This is a genomic window from Erythrobacter sp. A6_0, assembly GCF_017744235.1.
Lineage (GTDB): Bacteria > Pseudomonadota > Alphaproteobacteria > Sphingomonadales > Sphingomonadaceae > Qipengyuania.
In genome coordinates, this window is record NZ_JAGHQR010000004.1 from 320,513 (window position 1) to 340,021 (window position 19,509).

The 19,509-nt window shown below is 65.1% G+C and carries 20 protein-coding genes and 1 tRNA gene; 10 read left to right on the forward strand and 11 right to left on the reverse strand.

The window, feature by feature from the left end; translation table 11 throughout:
- Positions 1-29: 29 nt before the first annotated feature.
- Both J7347_RS12765 and J7347_RS12770 read left to right on the forward strand, forming a co-directional pair.
- Entirely contained in the window at positions 30-1,250 is a 1,221-nt protein-coding gene (locus J7347_RS12765) for a S8 family serine peptidase (RefSeq protein ID WP_209162421.1), read from the forward strand.
- A gap of 104 nt (positions 1,251-1,354) precedes the next feature.
- Positions 1,355-2,167 (forward strand): hypothetical protein, encoded by an 813-nt coding sequence (locus J7347_RS12770; RefSeq protein WP_209162422.1) that lies wholly within the window; start codon positions 1,355-1,357, stop codon positions 2,165-2,167.
- Positions 2,168-4,266: 2,099 nt separating this feature from the next.
- Here the strand turns inward: J7347_RS12770 and J7347_RS12775 are convergent.
- Positions 4,267-4,341: transfer RNA gene (locus J7347_RS12775), tRNA-Val, on the reverse strand.
- A 102-nt stretch (positions 4,342-4,443) separates the two neighbouring features.
- Entirely contained in the window at positions 4,444-6,336 is a 1,893-nt protein-coding gene (gene sppA / locus J7347_RS12780) for a signal peptide peptidase SppA (RefSeq protein WP_209162423.1), read from the reverse strand.
- 120 nt (positions 6,337-6,456) lie between these two features.
- Between sppA and J7347_RS12785 the strand changes: the two genes are divergently transcribed.
- On the forward strand, positions 6,457-7,473 hold the full coding sequence (locus tag J7347_RS12785; RefSeq protein ID WP_209162424.1) for an aspartate carbamoyltransferase catalytic subunit: 1,017 nt from the start codon (positions 6,457-6,459) through the stop codon (positions 7,471-7,473).
- Complete coding sequence (locus J7347_RS12790) at positions 7,470-8,702, forward strand: dihydroorotase (protein WP_209162425.1); 1,233 nt, start codon at positions 7,470-7,472, stop codon at positions 8,700-8,702. The genes J7347_RS12785 and J7347_RS12790 overlap by 4 nt, the downstream gene beginning before the upstream one ends.
- Here J7347_RS12790 and J7347_RS12795 read toward each other — a convergent pair.
- From J7347_RS12795 to J7347_RS12805, 3 genes are read right to left on the reverse strand one after another with little or no spacing between them, the layout of a single operon-like run.
- On the reverse strand, positions 8,699-10,048 hold the full coding sequence (locus J7347_RS12795; protein ID WP_209162426.1) for an SPOR domain-containing protein: 1,350 nt from the start codon (positions 10,046-10,048) through the stop codon (positions 8,699-8,701). The genes J7347_RS12790 and J7347_RS12795 overlap by 4 nt on opposite strands.
- Before the next feature lie 44 nt (positions 10,049-10,092).
- A complete protein-coding gene (locus J7347_RS12800; protein ID WP_067678018.1) occupies positions 10,093-10,674 on the reverse strand; it encodes a hypothetical protein in 582 nt (193 codons plus the stop codon).
- A gap of 27 nt (positions 10,675-10,701) precedes the next feature.
- Positions 10,702-11,418: a ParA family protein gene (locus J7347_RS12805; RefSeq protein ID WP_067678015.1), complete on the reverse strand. Its 717-nt coding sequence runs from the start codon at positions 11,416-11,418 to the stop codon at positions 10,702-10,704.
- Positions 11,419-11,714: 296 nt separating this feature from the next.
- On the opposite strand from J7347_RS12805, the gene J7347_RS12810 reads away from it, so the two are divergent.
- From J7347_RS12810 to bfr, 5 genes are all read left to right on the forward strand, one after another.
- Positions 11,715-12,806: an SPOR domain-containing protein gene (locus J7347_RS12810; RefSeq protein ID WP_209162427.1), complete on the forward strand. Its 1,092-nt coding sequence runs from the start codon at positions 11,715-11,717 to the stop codon at positions 12,804-12,806.
- 177 nt (positions 12,807-12,983) lie between these two features.
- Entirely contained in the window at positions 12,984-13,193 is a 210-nt protein-coding gene (locus tag J7347_RS12815) for a YrhK family protein (RefSeq protein WP_245174100.1), read from the forward strand.
- 50 nt (positions 13,194-13,243) lie between these two features.
- Positions 13,244-14,539, forward strand: a complete 1,296-nt coding sequence (locus J7347_RS12820; protein WP_245174069.1) for a DUF418 domain-containing protein — start codon at positions 13,244-13,246, stop codon at positions 14,537-14,539.
- An 83-nt stretch (positions 14,540-14,622) separates the two neighbouring features.
- Positions 14,623-14,817, forward strand: a complete 195-nt coding sequence (locus tag J7347_RS12825) for a ferredoxin (RefSeq protein WP_209162429.1) — start codon at positions 14,623-14,625, stop codon at positions 14,815-14,817.
- Between the two features lie 124 nt (positions 14,818-14,941).
- Positions 14,942-15,475, forward strand: a complete 534-nt coding sequence (gene bfr, locus J7347_RS12830; protein WP_067681423.1) for a bacterioferritin — start codon at positions 14,942-14,944, stop codon at positions 15,473-15,475.
- Positions 15,476-15,515: 40 nt separating this feature from the next.
- Here the strand turns inward: bfr and J7347_RS12835 are convergent, their stop codons facing one another.
- From J7347_RS12835 to der, 3 genes are all read right to left on the reverse strand, one after another.
- Complete coding sequence (locus tag J7347_RS12835; protein ID WP_156502046.1) at positions 15,516-15,734, reverse strand: hypothetical protein; 219 nt, start codon at positions 15,732-15,734, stop codon at positions 15,516-15,518.
- Positions 15,735-15,865: 131 nt separating this feature from the next.
- On the reverse strand, positions 15,866-16,393 hold the full coding sequence (locus J7347_RS12840; RefSeq protein ID WP_067681429.1) for a DUF2721 domain-containing protein: 528 nt from the start codon (positions 16,391-16,393) through the stop codon (positions 15,866-15,868).
- Positions 16,390-17,787, reverse strand: a complete 1,398-nt coding sequence (der, locus tag J7347_RS12845; RefSeq protein ID WP_067681432.1) for a ribosome biogenesis GTPase Der — start codon at positions 17,785-17,787, stop codon at positions 16,390-16,392. The genes J7347_RS12840 and der overlap by 4 nt, the downstream gene beginning before the upstream one ends.
- Positions 17,788-17,934: 147 nt before the next feature.
- Here der and J7347_RS12850 point away from each other — a divergent pair, with 147 nt between their 5' ends.
- Positions 17,935-18,585: a CHAP domain-containing protein gene (locus J7347_RS12850; RefSeq protein WP_082851381.1), complete on the forward strand. Its 651-nt coding sequence runs from the start codon at positions 17,935-17,937 to the stop codon at positions 18,583-18,585.
- A gap of 3 nt (positions 18,586-18,588) precedes the next feature.
- Here J7347_RS12850 and J7347_RS12855 read toward each other — a convergent pair whose 3' ends face one another.
- The 3 genes from J7347_RS12855 to J7347_RS12865 form a co-directional block, all read right to left on the reverse strand.
- On the reverse strand, positions 18,589-18,945 hold the full coding sequence (locus tag J7347_RS12855; RefSeq protein ID WP_245174071.1) for a DUF3297 family protein: 357 nt from the start codon (positions 18,943-18,945) through the stop codon (positions 18,589-18,591).
- A gap of 79 nt (positions 18,946-19,024) precedes the next feature.
- The gene (locus J7347_RS12860; RefSeq protein WP_209162430.1) at positions 19,025-19,204 is read right to left on the reverse strand and encodes a hypothetical protein; all 180 of its coding nucleotides are present in this window, start codon (positions 19,202-19,204) and stop codon (positions 19,025-19,027) included.
- A gap of 33 nt (positions 19,205-19,237) precedes the next feature.
- Complete coding sequence (locus J7347_RS12865; protein WP_209162431.1) at positions 19,238-19,483, reverse strand: hypothetical protein; 246 nt, start codon at positions 19,481-19,483, stop codon at positions 19,238-19,240.
- Between the last annotated feature and the right edge of the window lie 26 nt (positions 19,484-19,509).

Below are 19,509 nucleotides of genomic sequence, written 5' to 3' on the forward strand. Positions count from 1 at the left end.
ATGCGTTTTATCCGATTGCCGAGGCCTCGATGCGAATTTTCCCTCTTCTGTGCGCCGCTCTGGCTCTGATCGCGGCCCCTCTCGCCGCGCAGATCGCTCTGCCGCGCCTGCCCCAGCCGCCGGTCGGCAGCGTGGTAGGCGACAGTCTCGGCGCGCTTGGAGAAACGCGCGCGGATTTGCAGCGGACGATCGAAAGGCTCGCCCGCGACCGGCTGCGCACGGTCGAGCAATTGGTGCGGACCAACCCCGATATCATCGAACTGGACGCCCTCGGCGGCCCCGCACGGCGCGGCGAACTGATCGTCATGGATGTGCCCGCCACTGCTTTGGCTCCCGCGCTCCAGGTCGGTTTCACCGTAGTGTCGCGCGAGGAGGTCGAAGGGCTCGGTATTTCGCTGGTGCGCGTGAGCGTCCCTGTCGGTCTGTCTTTGGCCGAGGCGCAGAGCGTGCTGGCTCTCCTTTTGCCTGATGCCGAGATCGTGGCGGACAATCTCCATTTCCAGGCCGGTGTTGCCGACGGCGCGCTCGCATCCGCCTCCTCTTCGGCCTCGACGGGACGGTCCGCGCCGGTCGGCATAATCGACGGAGCGACCGGACCGTCGATCGCGGTCGCGGAAACCCGCGGCTTCGCGAAGGGAGCGCCTTATCCCAGTCATCACGGAAGTTCGGTCGCCTTCCTGCTTCAGCACGCAGGCGCCGGTACGATCCGCGTCGCCGACGTCTATGGGACCGACAAGGCAGGCGGGAATGCGCTCGCCATGGCGAAGGGCCTCGGCTGGCTGGTGGAGCGGGGCAGCAAAGTGGTCACGATCAGCTTGGTCGGGCCGCGCAACGCCCTCCTCGAAAGAGCGGTGCGAGCGGCGCAGAGCCGGGGCGTGGTCGTAGTGGCGGCGGTCGGCAATGACGGTCCCGCCGCTCCGCCGGCCTATCCCGCATCCTATCCAGGCGTCGTTGCGGTCACCGCGGTCGATGGCAAGCGTCGCGCTCTGATCGAGGCGGGGCGGGCGCTCAATCTCGACTATGCGGCGCCGGGCGCGGATATTTACGGCCGCAATGCGAAGGGCAATCGGATCAAGCTGCGCGGGACCTCCTTCGCTACGCCGCTCGTCGCTGCGCGCGTGGCGAAAGCGATCGGGCAGGGCGGCGATTGGCGCAACGCGCTCGACCGGGAAGCGATCGATCTCGGGCGCAAGGGGCCGGACGATGTATTCGGTCGCGGCCTCGTCTGCGCGAAATGTACTGGGCGCTGAGAGAAATTTTCGGCAGCGATGGATTAAGCGCGCTGGCCCGCCCGTTTTCCTTTCAAGCGGATGCATCCCCCTTTTTTCGCACCCGCAGACGAAAGGAACTTATCATGAAAACCCTCCTGCTTGCCGCATCGGCCCTCGCTTTGTTCACGGCGCCCGCTCACGCGCAGCTTCTGGGCGGAGTCGGCCAATCCGTCACCGGCACGCTTGGCGGTTCGGTCAATTCGACCCTGCGCGGTTCGACCGAGACGCTGCGTTCGAGCACGCGCGGCACGCTGCGCGGCGAAGCCTCTACTCGCGGCAGCCATACGGTCGACCGCCGCAGCGGCAGCGTCGCCGTCGATCGCAGTGTCGACACCAGCCTTGATGGCGCGACCAGCCACGTGCTGGGCAGTCAGACGGGCAACGCTTCGGCTAGTGGCGCGAATTCGGCCAGCGCCTCGGGATCGGGCAGCGCCAATGCGCAGCTGATCGGGACCGATGCCGTAACCGGCGCGGTCCGTGGGGCCACCTCCACCGTTCGCAATGTCGCCACCCCGGCCGTCGGCGCTGCGCGTGACCGTTTGTCCGGGACCGCAGGCCAGATCGGCAACGTCACCGGTTCGGCGAACGGTGCGGCCAGCGGCGCGGCGAATGGGAGCGGCATGATCGGTGGTGGGATGCTCGCCCTTGCAGGTAGCGGCGCGGCCGAGGGCGAGGGCGCCTTTGCCGTCACCCAGGGAATGCCGGTGCAGCTCCCCTCGGGCGAGCGGCTCGGGACGGTGCGCGATATCTTGACGACGCGCGCCGGAGAAGTCCGCCAGCTAGTCGTCCAGACCAGGGACGGCCTCGCGACCATCCCCTCGGGCAGTCTCTCGGGAAGCGGTTCGGTCCTGATCGCAGCGGAAGGGTCGGCCTCGGGCGCCGCTTCTGGCGAATAAGCCGTCCGCCAATCTGACTAACTTTTGTGGGGTCGGGCCGCTCGAATGGGCGGCCCGACCCTCAGCCGACCCCGATTTCGACGCTTCGGCCTGCTGCTCTGACGGTACGTCAGACACGAGGATACCCCCATGCGGATCGCGGCATTAACCGCCCTGTTGCTGGTCACCGGCGCGCCAGTAATGGCTCAGTAGGCGGATGCCACCCCTCGGCAGGATACCGGTTTCGAAACGGCTGTCTCGCTCCTCGCGGGGGCGGACTATATCACCGGCAATATTGATGATCGGGAGTGCGAGACCTACGCGCGCCAGCGCGGGTCTGGCCGTCCGCTCCGGGCGGTTTTCCTTGACCGCGTCGGTGCCTTACGTCTCCACGACAGGGCCCGAGGATCTCATTGTCGGCAAAGGCGGACTGCTTGCACTGCCCTTCCTCTCCCGTCCATCGACCGAGCGCCGTGAGGTCACCCGCGACGGGATCGTGGAGATCCTAGTCCAGGCCGACTATCTCGTACCGACCGGAGGCGTGAACGCATTCGTCGCGGGCAATGTAAAGAAGCCCACCGCCGCGCGCGAAAAAGGCGCTGGGTACGGGCGAATTCGAATATGGGGTAACCGGACAGGTCTCGCGCCGGTTCGGGCGCGCCATACCCTTCGCCTCCGCGAACTACTCCGTCGCCGGCGAACCCGACGACTTCGACGTCCGCAATACGGTGGCCGCAAGTGCGGGCGCGTAGGTAACGCATTGGGGGAATTCCAAACACCACTCATCGCGGCTAGCACCGCTTGGGCGAGGTTGCTTCCTGCCTCTTCTACATCCACGGGCTCAGGCCTCATCCGTTAAAATCCGTATGATCCGGCTACAAAGCGGCCCGGTCCCTCCGGTCTTCCTTCTCCACCACCAGTTACAGTCGCGACCACAACGCCGTCCGATAAGCGGGTCGCTGTTATCCGGAAAAGAGCTCCGACAGAGGCGTCCGGGTCAGGTGTCTGTAGAACGGTCAGCAAAAAATCGGAGAGATCAGCAATGCCGAGCATCTCGCCCGTCTGCTTGTCGGTGTATGCAGCCTCCGTCGCCGCCAGTTTCCGCATGGCGAGCTTTCGATCTATCAGAGCGAGACCGATCGCGCGAAGACGGTTTTCGAAGGCATCGAGAAATCGCCATTCCTCGCTCTCGGAGAGAACGCCTTCGCGTTGATCGTCTTCGACTTCGCGGCGGCCTTGATCGACTTCGCATTAATTAGTTGTCAGGCAACCTTCGCACCAACCAATCGCTCGATGCTTTCGACCGTGATCGGAGTTCGTCTGCCGACTTTCTTCCTGACCAGCGTGCCATCTCGCATAAGCTTGTCAATTGTCGTCCGACCTAACCCAGTCGCCTGTTCGGTCTGAGCGACCGACGCGGTAAGATCGCCGGGCCTGATCGGTTGCACGCCTCCCTTCTTTGCCTCGGAAGCCGCAATGGATGGGGCGATGCCTTTCGTCGTAGCGTGAGCATCGCAGCCGCTAGACTGTTTTGAAACGCCAACAGGTGAATCTACGCAATATCTATCGAGGACCTTGATGAGAGCGGCTTCGGAGAAGCTGATTCCCGTTATGAGGACGGACGGGGTGCCTCCCTGTAGGAGCGATCCTTCGAGCCGAACCGTTCCACCGTCTAGGGCGGCTTGAATCTTTTTTGATGCGACAATCCTCTCCCAATCTTGGGCCGGAATCTGAGCGTCGCGCACTACCTTGGTCGGACCCCCAGCGGGTCTTATCTCTCGCACGAGAGCATAAGTTTTGATCGGGCCGGCCGCGGCGAAGCCGGCTAGCAGAGGATCAGCTTTTTCGAAATCCCTGGACCTAACGAGCTCGATTTCCTTGGCCGGAAGGACTGGTTGATGGGCTGACATGCTTTCTCTCGAGTTTGAACGGGCATATTTGTCAGCCAATCGTGAAAATGCGGCAACCCTCTGGTTCGTTGCGGCTATGCAAATCGATCAAGCCGGCGATTGCTCGACCAATCGTCGCGCCGAAGTCCTCGCTGATGTTCGCGGATGTCCACCCAGGTTTCATGTTTTTTCATGGAAACGCCGTCCATCTTTTCAAAGTCATTGAAAAGATGGTGGGCGCGGCAAGGATTGAACTTGCGACCCCACCCGTGTGAAGGGTGTGCTCTACCACTGAGCTACGCGCCCGCCCGATGGGGCAGCGCTTAGCTGCCGGGCAGGGGCGCGCGTTTACGCAAGGTGGGGCGGCTTGGCAAGCGGGAGCTGCGAAAATGCGCTCCGCCGGATTGCCTAATTCAGGATCAGCGCGGCAAGCTTGCCCAGCCACCCGTCGAGCCCGCCGCCCATGCCGCCGACCCGCGCGGTCTTGGCCGTGGGTGTCTGCGGGCACTCGAGGCAATAGGCTTGTGCGCCCTCGGTCGTGAGCAGGCGATCGAGGTCGGCTTCGACCCTTCCGGCGAGCGCCTGTTGGCGCCGCGCGAACAGGGCCGTCATATCGGCGCGCGCTTCGGTCTCGTCGCCGATCAGCCACTGGCGCAGCAGCGTGTCGTAGGTGCCGGGCTCGTCGCCGAGATAGGCGACGTACCAGCCGCCTTCCTCGAGGCCCGCTTCCTCCGCCGCCCAGTCGATCGCGGTCTGCAAGCTGCCATACTGATCGACCAGCCCGATCTGGCGCGCCGCGCCGCCATCCCACACGCGGCCCTGACCGATGCGGTCGGTCTGTTCCATACTGAGATTGCGCGCCTGCGAGACGCGGGTGAGGAAGTCGCGATAGCCGTCTTCGATGCCCGACTGGATCATCGCGTCGACTTGCGGAGTGAAGCCGCCGATCAGGTCCGGCTGGCCAGAAAGCGGGGTGGTGCGCACGCCGTCGGTCGAAACGCCGATGCGCGCGGCGAGGTTTTCGAATGTCGGAATCACCGCAAAGATGCCGATCGATCCGGTGATCGTCTCCGGCTCGGCGAAGATGCGGTCGGCGGGCGTCGAGACCCAGTATCCGCCGCTCGCCGCGACATTCGCCATCGAGACGGCGATGGGGATGTCGTTCGCCTTGTGGCGCAGGATGGCGCGGCGGATTTCCTCGCTGGCGAGGACGGAGCCGCCCGGCGAATCGACGCGCACGACCAGTGCCGCAAGATCGTCGTTCAGAGCTTCGTCGAGCAGGTCGGCGATGCGGGTGCCGCCCGCCGTGCCCGGCCCGGCGTCGCCATCGACGATCTCGCCAGCAATGGTGACGACACCGATGGCGCCGCCCTGGGCCGCAGGCTCGGTGTCTTCGAGCCAGGGGTCGAGATCGGTCGCAGGATAGGCGTTGCGCTCGCTCGACCAGTCGTCCGCGCCGACCAGTTCCACCACGCGTGCTTCGAATTCGTCGCGGCTGCCGAGCTTGTCGACGAGCCCCGCGGCGAGCGCGGCAGTTGCGGGATCGCCACCCGATGCGGCCAGCCAGGCCTGCGGATCGGTCGTGGCGAGCGCGATGTTCGCCTTGGGCCGCCCCTTCTTCACATGCGCCTGCCATTCGCCCCACAGCGCGCCGTAAAGCGCGGAATAGTTCTCGCGCGCTTCTTCGGACATGGTGTTGCGCAGGTACGGTTCGACCGCGCTCTTATATTCGCCCACGCGATAGACGCGCGCATTGACGTCGAGATTTTCGAGCAGTTCGCCATAATAGAGATTGCCGCCGCCCGGCCCGGCGATGGCCGCGCCGCCGAGCGGGTCGACCCAGATTTCGCTGGCATGGCTGGCCAGGAGCAACGCATCATCGGCATAGGCGGTCGCGAAGCTCAGCACCGGCTTGTCCGCCGCGCGAACGCGGTCGATCGCTTCGCCAATATCCTGCAGATGGACCTGTCCGCCGCCCAGAAAACTGTCGAGATCGAGCACCACGGCGGTGATGCGCTCGTCCCGCGCCGCCGTGTCCAGCGCGCGGACGAGATCGCGGGCCTGATATTCGCCAATTGGCGCGCTGCCCGAAAGCAGCGCCTGGAACGGGTCGATCGGCGTGCGTTCTTCCACCACCACGCCGTCGAGCGCGAGCACGAGCGCGCCTTCGCGCACCTGTGCCGGGCTGGGCCGCGCGGTCAGCACCGCGTAGAGCGCGAAGAAGAACAGGAGCATGAAGGCGAGCACCAGCCCGTCCTTGATACCCACCAGCAAGCGCCACACCCGGCCTGCGAATTTCATTCCATCGTCCCCATCAATCTCGGCTATCGGCTTCTGCTCGGGGGTTTAGGAGCGATGCCGCACAAGCGCCACCGATAATGCTTGAGCGGCCCACGGGGCTCGATTAGGGGCTTGGCTTTAATGGCCTCGCCCGAAATCTCCTCCTCCAGCGGCCGCTACCCGGCCGGTCGGCTTGCCTTCCCGCATCGCGATCTGACAGGCATCGCACAGCTCGAACGGCACGAGATCCTGTTCCTGCTCGACGAGGCGGAACAATGGGTCGATCTGAACCGCAAGCGGCACAAGCATCACGATACCCTCGCCGGGCTGACGATCATCAACGCCTTCTTCGAAAATTCGACGCGCACGCTGTTGAGCTTCGAGATCGCAGGCAAGCGGCTGGGCGCGGATGTCGTCAACATGCACGCCGCGACCAGCAGCGTGAAGAAGGGCGAGACGCTGATCGACACGGCGATCACGCTCAACGCCATGCGCGCCGACGGGATCGTGATCCGCCACGGATCGAGCGGGGCGACTCAGCTCATCGCGGGGCTGGTCGACTGCCCGGTCCTGAATGCGGGCGACGGGCAGCACGAGCATCCCACGCAGGCTCTGCTCGACGCGCTGGCCCTGCGCGAGGCGCTGGCCGACCGGGGCGAGCCGAGCGAGGATTTCACCGGGCTGACGGTGACAATCTGCGGCGACATCCTTCACAGCCGGGTCGCGCGTTCGAACCTGCTGTGTCTTCAGGCGCTGGGCGCGAGTGTGCGGCTGTGCGCGCCGCCTGCGCTGATGCCTCAGGGAATCGAAATGATGGGCGCGGAAGTCTTCCACGATTTCGATCAAGCGCTGAAGGGTGCGGACGTCGTCATGATGCTGCGCCTCCAGACCGAGCGGATGAGCGGCCAGTTCATCCCGTCCGCGCGCGAATATCATCATCTCTACGGGCTGACGAAGAAACGGCTCGACAATGCGGCGCCCGAAGCGCTCGTCATGCATCCCGGCCCGATGAACCGGGGGGTGGAGATCGACAGCGACGTGGCCGACATGCTCGACCGGTCGATCATCACGCGCCAAGTGGAAATGGGCGTGGCGATCCGCATGGCCTGTCTCGACGTGCTGACCCGCCGCGCGCGCGGCGTGGAGGGCTGGGCATGAAGCAGGCACGGCCGATCACGATCACCGGCGGCAGGCTGGTCCTTCCAGACGGCGTGCGCGAAGGCGCGATCCGGCTAGTGGACGGGCGCATCGCCGCGCTGGGCGATATCGAAGGCGAAGAGGGCGACGAGATCGTCCAGGCGCGCGGGCGGCTCGTTACGCCGGGCCTCGTCGATTACGGAGTCTTCGCCGTCGACAAGCCCGCCTTCCATTTCGGAGGAATCACGCGCGCGGCGCTGATGCCCGATCAGTCCCCGCCGCTCGATCTGCCCAGCCGCGTCGCGTATATCGCGAAAAGCGGCAAGCCCGATCTCTGGGTTCATCCGCTCGCCGCGGCGACGCGCGGGCTGGAAGGCGAATCGCTCGCCGAAGCGGCGCTGATGCGCGCAGCGGGCGCGCGCGGGATTGCGACCGGGCGGCGCTGGATCGGCGATACGGGCGTCATGCTGCGCCTGCTGACCTATGCCGCCATGCTCGACCTGCCGGTAGTCGCCCATGCCGAGGACGGTGCGCTTGCGGGCGACGCGGTGGCGACGGCGGGGGAAATGGCGACCCGGCTCGGCCTTCCCAGTGCGCCTGCCGAGGCCGAGACGCTGGCGATCGCGCGCGATCTGGCGCTGGCAGAATTGGCAGGGGCGCGTATCCATTTCCGCCAGGTGACGACGCGGGCAGGGCTTTCTCTGATCCGCGCGGCCAAGGCGAAAGGGCTTGCGGTCACGGCAGGGGTGACGCCCGCCCATTTCATGCTGTCCGATCTCGCCATTGCGACATTCCGCAGCTTCATGCGCCTCTCGCCGCCGCTAAGGCCCGAAGACGACCGTCAGGCCGTGATCGAGGCCATTGCGGACGGAACTGTCGATGTCGTCTCCAGCGGGCACGATCCGCGCGGTGTCGAGGACAAGCGCCTGCCCTTCGCCGATGCCGAGCCGGGCATGGCCGGGGCCGAGACGCTGCTGGCCATGCTGCTGACGCTGGAGCGGGATGGCGCGATCGACATAGCGCGCGTTTTCGATCTGTGCGCGTCGGCCCCTGCGCGCCTGCTGGGTGTGGAGGCCGGAGCGCTCGTCGAAGGGTACGAAGCGGATTTCGCGATTGTCGATCCCGAAAAGCCGTGGATCGTCGATCGCCGCAAGATGGAAGCGAGCGCGGGCAACACCCCCTTCGACGGTCAGCCGACGCAAGGCCGGGTGATCGCGCTGTTCAAGGGCGGTGTCGCGGTAAGCCTTTAACGCGCGGCCATCCGAACATTGGTCTCGATCGCACCGGGCAGCGGATTGTTCGCCGCATAGGCGATGCAGCCGCCGCCGCCTTTCTTGACCAGCGAACACAGGCTGCGCGCGCTCGTTTCGGCATAGCCGGCTGCGGCGACGCGGTAATAGATCTTGCCGTTTACCTTGGCCTTGGTGATCACTTTTTCGGCGCCCGCCAGTTCGGGGTGGCGCTGCTGGAAGATCTTCCAGGCCTGTTGCGCATCGGACATCGAGAAATAGCTGCCGAGCTGGACGCGGTAATCGCCGCTCTGCGCCAAGAAGGTCTTGGCTGGGGCGGAGGGTGCGGTTTCAGCCCGCGATGCCGGTGCGAGTGATGCGGTGGTGCGAGCGGGCGCCGGAGCGGCCACGCGGGCAGCGGGCGTTTTCGGTTCGGCGAAGGCCTGCGCAACGGTGCGCGATGCCGCTGCCGGAACGGGGGCCGGAGCAGGGGCGGAAACGGGGCGGGCAGCGGCCACTGCCTGTCCGCTCACCGGCGGCAATTCCCCATTCGCGGCGAAGGCGGGCTTAGGGGCGACATCGCTCTTGGCGAGTGTTGTGGAGAGAGCGTTTTCGGCGGCGAGTTGATCGACGCTCGGATGGTTTGCCAGTGCCAGACGCGCAGGCTGGCCTGCATCCCGCACCAAGTCGACGCCGAGCAGATCGGCGACGCGATGGCGGAAATAGACGGGGTTCGTCATCTGCGCCCAATGGGCCATCCGCTCACCGATCTTGTCGGCGGGCACATCTTCCGCGGCCATCAGCCGCGCCGCGCGCCAATCGCCCTGGAGGGCGTAGGCATAAGCCAGGTTCTGGCGCACCTTGGCGGAGCTTTCGCCGAAGCGAAGCTGGTTGGCGAGGACGAGAGCGCCGCGCTTGGGTTCGCCCGCCAAGGCGATGGCGAGGCCGAAATCGGCCGGATCGAGATCGGTTTCGTGGGCGTTGAGTGTCCGCAGGGCAGCGTCCTGATGCCCGCTCGCGATCTGGGCGAGGGCCAGCGAGAGGATGGTGCGCTGCGATCCGTCACCCAATTGCCGCGCTTCGGCGAGCGTGGTGGCCGCCGATTCGAAACGGCCCGCTTCGATATAGGCTCCACCCAGCAGCGCGCGCAGATCGGCGTCGCGCGGCGATGCCAGCACGGCGCTTTCCGCGAAGGAGACGGCCTTGTCGCTCTTGCCCTTGGCCAGGGCGCTTTCGGCCTTGACCGCCGAAACCGAAGCTGGCGGCGCTTCCTTGGTGCTGCATCCACCCAGAGTGGCACTTGCCAGTGCGGTGGTCAGCGTCAGCCCCACCATGCGGGCGGTCCGATTGATTGTCGTGGAGCGCATTTCCCTCTCCCTAAGCGGTCGGGCATTCGTTTCGGCAAAGATGATCACGGGCGTTTTACCTGAGCCGCCAGCGTTTCGATTTCGGGCATTTCGGCGAGCATCGCGTCGAGGGCCTGCGTCACCAGGTTCTGGGCGCTCTGGCCGCTGATCGTGGAGGCGAGACGGAGGCGCAGATGGCGTTCCGGATCGAGCCGCAGGGTAAAGGCAGCCCGGCGGTTGCCTGATGCGGCAGCGCGGGCGCCGAGCTTCGCGGCAGGCTTGACGAATGCCTCGACAGCGTCCCGGCGGTTCTCGCCGAGTTTCTTCGCGATCCGGTCGATCGTTTCGCGCACGGGACTGACCTGAGCTTCGATCGCTTCCTCGGAAGCGTGGGCGACTTCGTAATCGCCGTCCCGCGACGAATTCCCATCCGCTTCCGTATCGAAGCGGACGATCTGCGCACCTGGATGGCGGCGGGCGCTGGTGTCCTCGCCCATGTCGTTCCAGCCGAGATCTTCCAGTTCGGCAGCGGCATCGGCGGGATCGATCTTGCCCGGCATGCCGTGCTGCGGGCGCATGGCCGGGCGCGCTCCGCCCTTGCGGGCGAGCAGCGTCGGCGAAAGGGAGGCGAAACCGGCGTCGTGCATGGTCCTGTTCCCGTGTGGGCCCCCGTCTTACTGCGCCACCCGGCGGCCGAAGCCGCCCTGGGGCCGATGGGCGCTCGGCATTGCGCTCTGCGTGTTGGGAGCGGCGAAGACGGTGCGGCGGAAATTCTTCTCGAGCCGGTCGGAAACGTATTTCCACAGCGCAGTCACTTCGGCAGCGCTGCGGCTGACGGGATCGACCTCCATCACCGTGCGCCCGTCGATCATCGAAGCGGCGAAATCGGTGCGGTGGTGGAGCGTGATCGGAGCGACCGTCCCGTGCTGAGACAGGGCGACTGCGGCTTCGGAAGTGATCCGCGCCTTGGGCGTCGCGCCATTGACCACGAAGACCAGCGGCTTGCCCGCCCGCTCGCACAGATCGACCGTAGCGCCCACAGCGCGCAGATCGTGCGGGGAAGGGCGAGTGGGTACCACGATCAGTTCGGCGACAGAGATCACCGACTGGATCGCCATGGTGATGGCGGGCGGCGTGTCGATGACGGCAAGCTTGAAGCCCTGCTGGCGCAGGATCATCAGGTCGCCGGCGAGCCGCGCGACGGTGGTCTGGGCGAAAGCGGGATATTCCGCTTCCCGCTCGTTCCACCAATCGGCGAGCGAGCCTTGCGGGTCGATGTCGATCAGCACGACGGGCCCCGCGCCCGCCCGCTGTGCCTGGACGGCGAGATGTCCGGACAGGGTCGTCTTGCCCGATCCGCCCTTCTGCGATGCCAACGCCAGTACCCGCAAAGCCCGGTCCCCCTAAACGCTTCAAGATCGCGACCCGCCTCGTGCGGCTCGCCTCGTTCGCTGGGCGCGAACATTCGCCATGGGGATTCGCAGACTACCCTAAATTTTAAGTTAAAGACGGCCTGCAAATCGGCCCGGACCCGGTCCTGCAAGCATTGCCTCTGTCGGGTCGGAACTGATGCCACCGGTATCGCTGGCCACATCGCAACGTTTTGCTAACGGACGATTTACTATAGAATGCGCGCAATCGCCCTGGGGTGTTAGGCTGGGGCATCTGACTGGCGGAGACTTCGAACATGACCACCTCACCCTTTTATCGCAGCGTGGGCGGCGGTGTGCTGGCCGCCTGCCTGCTCGCGCTCGGCGCGCCCGCACAGGCTGATGTGAAGAGCGGCGTCGATGCCTGGTCGGCTGGCGATTACGCCACGGCGGTGCGCGAATGGTCTGGCCCTGCACAGGCGGGCGATCCCGATGCACAGTTCAATCTCGGCCAGGCCTATCGCCTGGGGCGCGGCGTGGAGGCTGACAAGGAGCAGGCAGAGGCGCTTTATGCCGCCGCCGCCGCGCAGGGGCACGTCCAGGCATCGGACAATTACGGCCTGTTGCTGTTCGAGGACGGTCGGCGCGAAGCGGCCATGCCCTATATCACTGCCGCAGCCGGGCGGGGCGATCCGCGCGCGCAATATCTGCTGGGCGTCGCGCATTTCAACGGAGACCTGGCGGAAAAGGACTGGCCGCGCGCCTATGCGCTGCTCACGCTCGCCAACAATAGCGGCCTCCCGCAGGCGCGCGCCGCGATGGCGCAAATGGACGAATTCATCCCATTGGCACAGCGCGAGGAAGCGCAAGTGCTCGCGCAGCGGATAAAGAGCGAGGCCGACGCCAATCGTGCGCGCCAGCTCGCCGCGGTCGATCTGGGCGGCACGCCGGTGGCGGTTCCGGCCGCAACCGTTCCGGCGCGCGCGGCCGCCCCTGTTCCCGCCGCAACGCGCCCGGTCGAAGTGGCGCGGGCCGACACCGCCGGGGCCGATTACACGCTTCCCGAGGGCCGTCGCCAATCCGCCCCCGCCGTGACGCAATCGACGCCGGTTCCGGGCAAGCCCGCAGCGCAGGCCGCCCCCGTCACTGCAACGGTTCCGGTAAGCGCGAGCGCGCGCATGAACGGTGAATGGAAATTGCAGCTCGGCGCTTTCGGTAATTCCGGCAATGCTGATCGTCTGGCAAGCCGTCTTTCGGGCAATGCCGCCCTCGGAGGTGCGCGTGTCGAGCAGGAGCCAGCCGGACGTCTTACCAAGGTCATGGCAGTCGGCTATTCCAGCCGCGCGGCGGCGCAGGATGCATGCTCCGCCCTGAAACGCGGCGGACAGGATTGCCTCGTCACCCGCTGATCGCGCGAGGCCGGTTTCCCCCCTCAATCGACACGCTTCGCTCGATCGAGAGCGCCTATGCATTGCATCGGCGTTCGCATCTGGAGAGCGCCCTCTTGAAGCTCGTCGGTTACGGAGCCCGCCCGAATCGCCTAGGATCGCGCGGAAGGGGCGGAAGGGGATGATGTCGTGGCGAATATGCTGAAGACGCTGGTCAAGGATTACGGTTGGATACACACCTCGCTCGGCGTGGTAGGCAATGCCACGTTCGTGGTCGGAAGCGTCCTCTTTCTCCCGCAATTCGACAATTTGCAGAAACTTGCCGTTTGGCTCTTTATCGTCGGGTCGGCGCTGATGCTGGTGGGTGCGCTGGGCAGCTTGGCGGTCAAATTATACGACGATAGATAGGTCATCGGGCGCAAGGGACGGACGCCTGGTTGGGACCAATGGGGGACAAAATGACTGAAACGCACGCAAAAGCTGCCGCCTCACCCGACCAGCCGCAAGCGCGTGCGACACCGCTCGGCGCCTCGCCCGATCGGATCGCGAGCCTGGATTTCATTCGCGGCATTGCTGTGATGGGCATCCTCGCGGCGAATATCGTCGCCTTCGGCCAGCCTTTTGCCGCTTACATGTATCCCGACGCCTTTCTGACGCCGCATGGCGAGGCGGAAGGGTGGATGTGGGTTGCGCAATTCGTCCTCGTCGACGGCAAGATGCGCGCGCTGTTCTCGCTTCTGTTCGGAGCCGGGCTCTATCTCTTCCTCGAAAAGGCGTGGGAGCGGGGGCAGGGCCGCTGGCTCCAGGTGCGCAGGCTGTTGTGGCTGGGCCTGTTCGGGCTCTTCCATTTCTTCTTTATCTGGAAGGGGGACATCCTGTTCCTCTATGCGGTGTCCGGGCTTGCCGTGCTGCCCTTCGTGAAGATGGCGCGCCGCAACCAGTTTATCCTCGGCGTACTCGGCTATATCGTCGGCGGTATCGTCTATGCCGGGATGGCCGCATCCATGGTGATGAGCGCGAACGGCGCGATCCCCGGAGACGAAGCCGCGCGGGCCGAAGTGCAGGCCGTGATGGTCGAAGCGCAGGAACAGGAAATCGCGCAGGACCGGATCGACGGTGAATTGATCGCGAGCGGCGATTATCCCGGCCTGGTCGAACGCAATCTCACCGAAAGCACAACCGAGCCGCTGACCACGCTGCTGCTGTTCTGGCTGGAGACCTTGCCGCTGATGCTGATGGGCATGGCGCTCTATCGCAAGGGGCTGTTTTCGGGCGGCGTCGACCGGCGCAAGCAGATGATCTGGGGCTGGGCGGGGGTGCTGGTCGGCGGGGCGCTGACATTGTGGATCGCGCTGATGGTTCGGGCCGGTGGGTTCGGCTATTGGGACACGATTGCCGCTTTCATCGGCTGGTCCCATTTCCCGCGTCTCTTCATGGGACTGGGTCTGCTCGCGTTGCTGGCGCTGTGGGGCGAGCGGGTGAGCGGATGGCTGGCCGTGCGCGTTTCGGCAGCGGGGCGGGCCGCCTTTACCAATTATCTCGGCACGTCCGTGGTGATGATGCTGGTCTTCCATGGCTGGGCGGGGGGGCTGTTCGGCGAATTGACGCGTGGGGGGCTCTACGGCGTCGTGGTGCTGGCCTGGGCGCTCATGCTGCTCTGGTCGAAGCCGTGGCTGGATCGGTATCGCTACGGCCCGCTCGAATGGCTGTGGCGATGCCTGACCTATGGGCGCCGGTTTCCCCTGAGGCGGTAAGATATTTGCCCAGCCCTTGCTATTGAGAATAACTCGCACTATTCCTGTGAATGCGAATCGATCGCAAAGGGAGATCAGCGAGCGTGTACGTCTGCATCTGCAACGCCATCCGCGAAAGCGACCTGCGCCGCGTGGCACGCCATTGTCCGGGCGATGCGGAGGCGTGTTACGCCGCGTTGGGCAAGACCCCCAATTGCGGGGCCTGCCTGTGCGAAGCGGACGAGATCGTGGATAAAGAGCGCGAAATGGCCTTCGTCCCCGAACACGTCGCCGCCTGATTTTTCGCTAATGAAAAGCGCTCGCAATGGCGGATTTCCGCCATTTTTCTGGTATTCCGCCTTGCCAGGACCGACCTTGGCGAGCATACCGCACCGGTAATTTCCCTCTTTCAGGAGACCCCCGGTGAAGGGCGACGAAAAGGTCATCGATTATCTCAACAAGGCGCTCACCAACGAGCTGACCGCGATCAACCAATACTGGCTGCATTATCGTGTGCTGGACAATTGGGGTGTGTTCAAACTCGCCGCGTACGAGCGCAAGGAGTCCATCGAAGAGATGGAACACGCCGACTGGCTGGCGGATCGTATCCTGTTTCTGGACGGGCTTCCCAACTTCCAGGCGCTGCACAAGCTGAAGGTGGGCGAATCCGTCAAGGAAGTGCTCGAAGCCGATCTCGCGCTCGAAATGGAAGCGATTCCGCTGCTGCGCGAAGCCGCCGACTACTGCCAGCAGGTCAAGGATTTCACGTCCGGCCAGCTGTTCGAAAAGATCCTCCGCAACGAGGAAGAGCATGTCGACTTCCTCGAAAAGCAGTTCGACATGATCGTGCGCATGGGCGAGCAGAATTACATCCAGCTCCAGAGCGCGGCTGCCGGGGAAGAGGGCAATGAAGGCGGCGCGTGGGGCCTTGGCGGTGGAGACGGCAACGGCAATTGAGTGAAACGGCGCGCGGCGTTCGTATGAGCGTCGCCACCCCTCAGGCGAGTTCCCAGAAAGGCGCGTGGCCTGTGCCGCGCTTGACCAGGCGCGCGATCCGTTTCCCATCGGCAAACAGTTCGGCGCTTCCGCGCGTGAGATTGATGTCTGACACCAGCAACGCCGCCTCCACGCTTGCGCTGTCGAGTTCGGTGTCGGGCATGTCCTTTCCCTCGTCGTCCTCATCGAAGGACCGGATCACAATCTGCACTCTTCCCACGTCACTCTCCTACGCGCTTTCCGATCAATAGATGGGAATGGCGGCCTGAACGGAGTATGTGGGATTGGCTCGTCTGCCCGCAATTCCGTAACGTCCGAACGCGAAATGAGCTTGTCGTGCGATCGCCGCGCTCAGCTGCCGCCGTGCTTGCGCTTCGTACGCTTCCAGAAGCGGTTCTGCAGGCGATGCGGCGATTTGACGCCGACCGCTGCCAGTCGCGTTTCGCGGAAGAAATAGATCAGGCCGATGATCAACAGGATCATGGTCAGGATCCAGCAGGCTGCGATCAGCGTGCCGATCTGCGCTTCGATCCAGGCGCTGATGAAGAGCAGCGCGATCACCAGGCTGATAACCGCCGCCGCACCGGTGCCGAACATCACCGCGACCTGCGCCAGCGCGCGCCGCTTCTCCAGCCAGATGCGCTCTTCGTCCTGCGGATCGGTCCGGCCGTCCTCGATCCGGTCGTCGATCCGTTCGATCCGGTTGGCGATCCAGATCATGCGGCTGACCAGCACGTTCATGATCGCGCCGATCGCGGCCAGAAGGAAGGCGGGCGCCAGGCTCAGGGAAACGATCTGTTGCACGCGCGGCGTGCTCGCCGTGCGTTCGAGGATGTCGGACGCCACCGGAACGGCGGAACTCAGCAGGTCTGCGATCATGACGATGCGTAGGGGTTCTTCGCGCTTTTGAGGACGACGCGCACCGGCACCGCATCGAAGCCCAGCTTGGCGCGGATGCCGTTGACCAGATAGCGCTCGTAGCTCTTGGGCAGCATGTCCAATCGCGTGCCGAACACCACGAAACGCGGCGGGCGCGTTCCGGCCTGCGTGATGTAGCGCAGCTTGATCCGCTTGCCGCCGGGCGCGGGCGGGGGATTGGCCTCCATCGCATCGTCGAACCAGCGATTGAGGGCGGCGGTGGATACGCGTTTCGACCAGGTCTCGCGCAGCTCGAAGGCGGCGTTGAGCATGGTGTCGAGGCCCTTGCCGGTCTTCGCGCTGACCGCGAGCACCGGAAGGCCGCGCACCTGTGCCAGCCCATCTTCCAGCGCGCCCTTGATGCCATTGAACAGGGAGCTCGCATTTTCGGCGACATCCCATTTGTTGATGGCGATCATCAACGCGCGGCCTTCCTGCAGGACCATGTCGGCGATCTTGAGATCCTGATGCTCCAGCCCCTTGGTCGCATCGAGCAGCAGGACGACGACTTCGGCGAAATCGACCGCACGGCGCGCGTCGGCGACGGACAATCGCTCGAGCTTATCGGTCACGCGCGCTTTCTTGCGCATTCCGGCAGTGTCGATCAGGCGAATTTCCTGCCTGTCGCCCGTGCGGGGATTGAGCCACTCCCAATCGACCGCAATCGAATCGCGTGTGATCCCGGCTTCCGGGCCGGTGAGGAGGCGGTTTTCACCGAGCAGGCGGTTGATCAGCGTGGACTTGCCGGCATTGGGACGCCCGACGATGGCGAGCTTCAGAGGGCCGCGCGGGCGCTCTTCATCTTCGTCTTCGTCAAAGTCGATCGGTTCGACCGCATCCTCGTCTTTAGCTTCGGCCTTTTCGCCGATCACGGGCCATAGCGCGCCGAACAGGTCCGCGACGCCTTCGCCATGCTCGGCGGAGAGCGGCACGGGTTCGCCGAGGCCCAGCCCATAGCTTTCGAATACACCCGCTTCGCCCGCGCGCCCTTCGGCCTTGTTGGCGACGAGCACCACCGGCACGCTCTGCTGCCGCAGCCAGCGCCCGATTTCCTCGTCGAGCGGGGTCAGGCCCGCACGCGCGTCGATCACGAACAGCGCCGCATCGGCGCCTTCGATGCTGACTTCGGTCTGGGCACGCATGCGGCCGGGAAGCGTGTCCGCGTCTTCGTCCTCCCACCCCGCAGTGTCGACCACGGTGAACTGCAGGCCCGCGATCTCCGCATCGCCCATCCGCCGGTCGCGCGTGACGCCGGGCTGATCGTCCACCAGCGCCAGCTTCTTGCCGATCAGTCGGTTGAAAAGAGTGGACTTGCCCACATTGGGACGTCCGATGATGATGACGGTGGGTTTCATGAAAAGCGGCTTTCGTTGCGCCTGCGCAGGTGGCCCCTGCCGCCACCTTTGGCAAGCTCGGGGGCAGGCGGGTCGAAGAATATGCTGAATTTCTATTAACCAGCCCTACAAGGATAGCGGCAAATTTTTGCCGCCATTACGGTGGGCATGTACAAGCCTTCTCACCGTTCGCTCGCCATTGCGCTCCTGGCCGGTTCCACCGCCTTCGCTCCGCCGCTCGCCGCGCGCGATGCGCCAGGTTTCGAAGCGCGCACGGTGTCTCCCGCTATCGGCGCTCGGGCGGAACTGACGCCCTATCTCCAATGCGTGCCCTATGCGCGGCAGGTCTCGGGCATCGAGATATACGGCGATGCCCGCACATGGTGGGATCAGGCGCAGGGCCGGTACGCCACCGGTACCGTCCCCAAGAAAGGCGCGGTGATGACCTTTCGCCCGCACGGCTCGATGGAACTGGGTCATGTCGCGGCGGTCAGCCGCGTGGTGGACAGTCGGACAGTACTGCTAGACCATGCGAACTGGTCGCCGATCGACGGGCGACGCGGCCAGATCGAGCGGGACGTGATGGCGGTGGACGTCTCGCCCGCCAACGACTGGAGCGCGGTGCGCGTGTGGTATCACCCGCTGGGCGCGCTGGGTACGACCGAATGGCCGGTCGAAGGCTTCATTTATCCGAGCCGCGATCGCTCTGCCCCGGCGGCAAATCCGACACGGGTGGCGCAAAGCCCCGCCATTGCGCCCGGACCGACGCGGCTCGAAAGCTCGCGCCGGTTCCTCGCCGCATTCGGCAATCTGGACTGAGTATCAGGCCTTGGCGACCGGCGCGTCCTCGCCGAGGTCTTCGTACCAAGCTTCGACAGGGCCGTTCAGCTTGATGGTGAGGGGATTGCCCTTGCGATCCATGGTCTTGCCGGCCTGCACGCGCACCCAGCCTTCGGAAATCGAATATTCCTCGATGTCGCGGCGCTGATTGCCCTTGAAACGGATGCCCACGCCGCGTTGCAGAACTTCCTGATCGAAGTGCTCGTTGCGCGGATTGACCGACAGGCGATCGGGCGGAACGTCGCTCGCGTCGGGAGTCTTCGCGGCGGCAGTGGTGTCGGCGGCAGTGGTGTCGGCGCCAGTGGTATCGGCGGCCATGTTTTCGGTTTCGTCGGTCATGCCGCGCCCCTAATTCGCGGGGGCGCGGGCGGCAAGATCATTTGCGGCCCAGCGTGGCATGAGCGCCGGAACGAGGCCGTCAATCCGGCGGCGGCGGGGTTTCCAGCGGGGTGCGATCGGGCTCGTCGTAATCGGGCTGGACCGGCTGGATCTCGTCCGGCTCCTCGAAGGGCGTTTCGGAAGGCGGGCTTTCACCCGGGACCTCGCTCGGCGCGCCGGGATTTATGGTGTCGGGATTGGGATCGGGTTGCGTGGCCATGATAGAGGCTCCTTCGCGGTAAGGGGAAAAGGATCAATCGGGCGGCAGGTTGATCGTCGGCTCTCCGATCCCGTCGCGCTTGTCACGTTCCACCAGTTTATCGGACAGCTCGGTATCGATCTCGTCGGGATCGCTGCGATGGCCGAGTACCTCGCCTTCGGTTTCGCCCTCGTCCTTCATTTCGGCGGCGGTCTTGGGCTTCACATTGGGATCGATCGTTGGCGGAGTCGCAGGGGGCGTGCGCGGGGTTTCGTAATCGGGATCGGGCGTGTCGGTCATCGGAGACAATCCTTTCACTATCATCA

Excerpts from the sequence above, each read along its gene's own strand:
- J7347_RS12815 (WP_245174100.1), top strand. The coding sequence starts at position 12,984 with ATGCTGAAGACGCTGGTCAAGGATTACGGTTGGATACACACCTCGCTC.
- J7347_RS12800 (WP_067678018.1), bottom strand. The coding sequence starts at position 10,674 with ATGCACGACGCCGGTTTCGCCTCCCTTTCGCCGACGCTGCTCGCCCGC.
- J7347_RS12795 (WP_209162426.1), bottom strand. The coding sequence starts at position 10,048 with ATGCGCTCCACGACAATCAATCGGACCGCCCGCATGGTGGGGCTGACG.
- J7347_RS12855 (WP_245174071.1), bottom strand. The coding sequence starts at position 18,945 with ATGACCGACGAAACCGAAAACATGGCCGCCGATACCACTGGCGCCGAC.
- J7347_RS12790 (WP_209162425.1), top strand. The coding sequence starts at position 7,470 with ATGAAGCAGGCACGGCCGATCACGATCACCGGCGGCAGGCTGGTCCTT.
- J7347_RS12865 (WP_209162431.1), bottom strand. The coding sequence starts at position 19,483 with ATGACCGACACGCCCGATCCCGATTACGAAACCCCGCGCACGCCCCCT.
- J7347_RS12820 (WP_245174069.1), top strand. The coding sequence starts at position 13,244 with ATGACTGAAACGCACGCAAAAGCTGCCGCCTCACCCGACCAGCCGCAA.
- sppA (WP_209162423.1), bottom strand. The coding sequence starts at position 6,336 with ATGAAATTCGCAGGCCGGGTGTGGCGCTTGCTGGTGGGTATCAAGGAC.
- J7347_RS12765 (WP_209162421.1), top strand. The coding sequence starts at position 30 with ATGCGAATTTTCCCTCTTCTGTGCGCCGCTCTGGCTCTGATCGCGGCC.
- der (WP_067681432.1), bottom strand. The coding sequence starts at position 17,787 with ATGAAACCCACCGTCATCATCATCGGACGTCCCAATGTGGGCAAGTCC.
- J7347_RS12810 (WP_209162427.1), top strand. The coding sequence starts at position 11,715 with ATGACCACCTCACCCTTTTATCGCAGCGTGGGCGGCGGTGTGCTGGCC.
- J7347_RS12840 (WP_067681429.1), bottom strand. The coding sequence starts at position 16,393 with ATGATCGCAGACCTGCTGAGTTCCGCCGTTCCGGTGGCGTCCGACATC.
- J7347_RS12770 (WP_209162422.1), top strand. The coding sequence starts at position 1,355 with ATGAAAACCCTCCTGCTTGCCGCATCGGCCCTCGCTTTGTTCACGGCG.
- J7347_RS12860 (WP_209162430.1), bottom strand. The coding sequence starts at position 19,204 with ATGGCCACGCAACCCGATCCCAATCCCGACACCATAAATCCCGGCGCG.
- J7347_RS12785 (WP_209162424.1), top strand. The coding sequence starts at position 6,457 with ATGGCCTCGCCCGAAATCTCCTCCTCCAGCGGCCGCTACCCGGCCGGT.
- J7347_RS12850 (WP_082851381.1), top strand. The coding sequence starts at position 17,935 with ATGTACAAGCCTTCTCACCGTTCGCTCGCCATTGCGCTCCTGGCCGGT.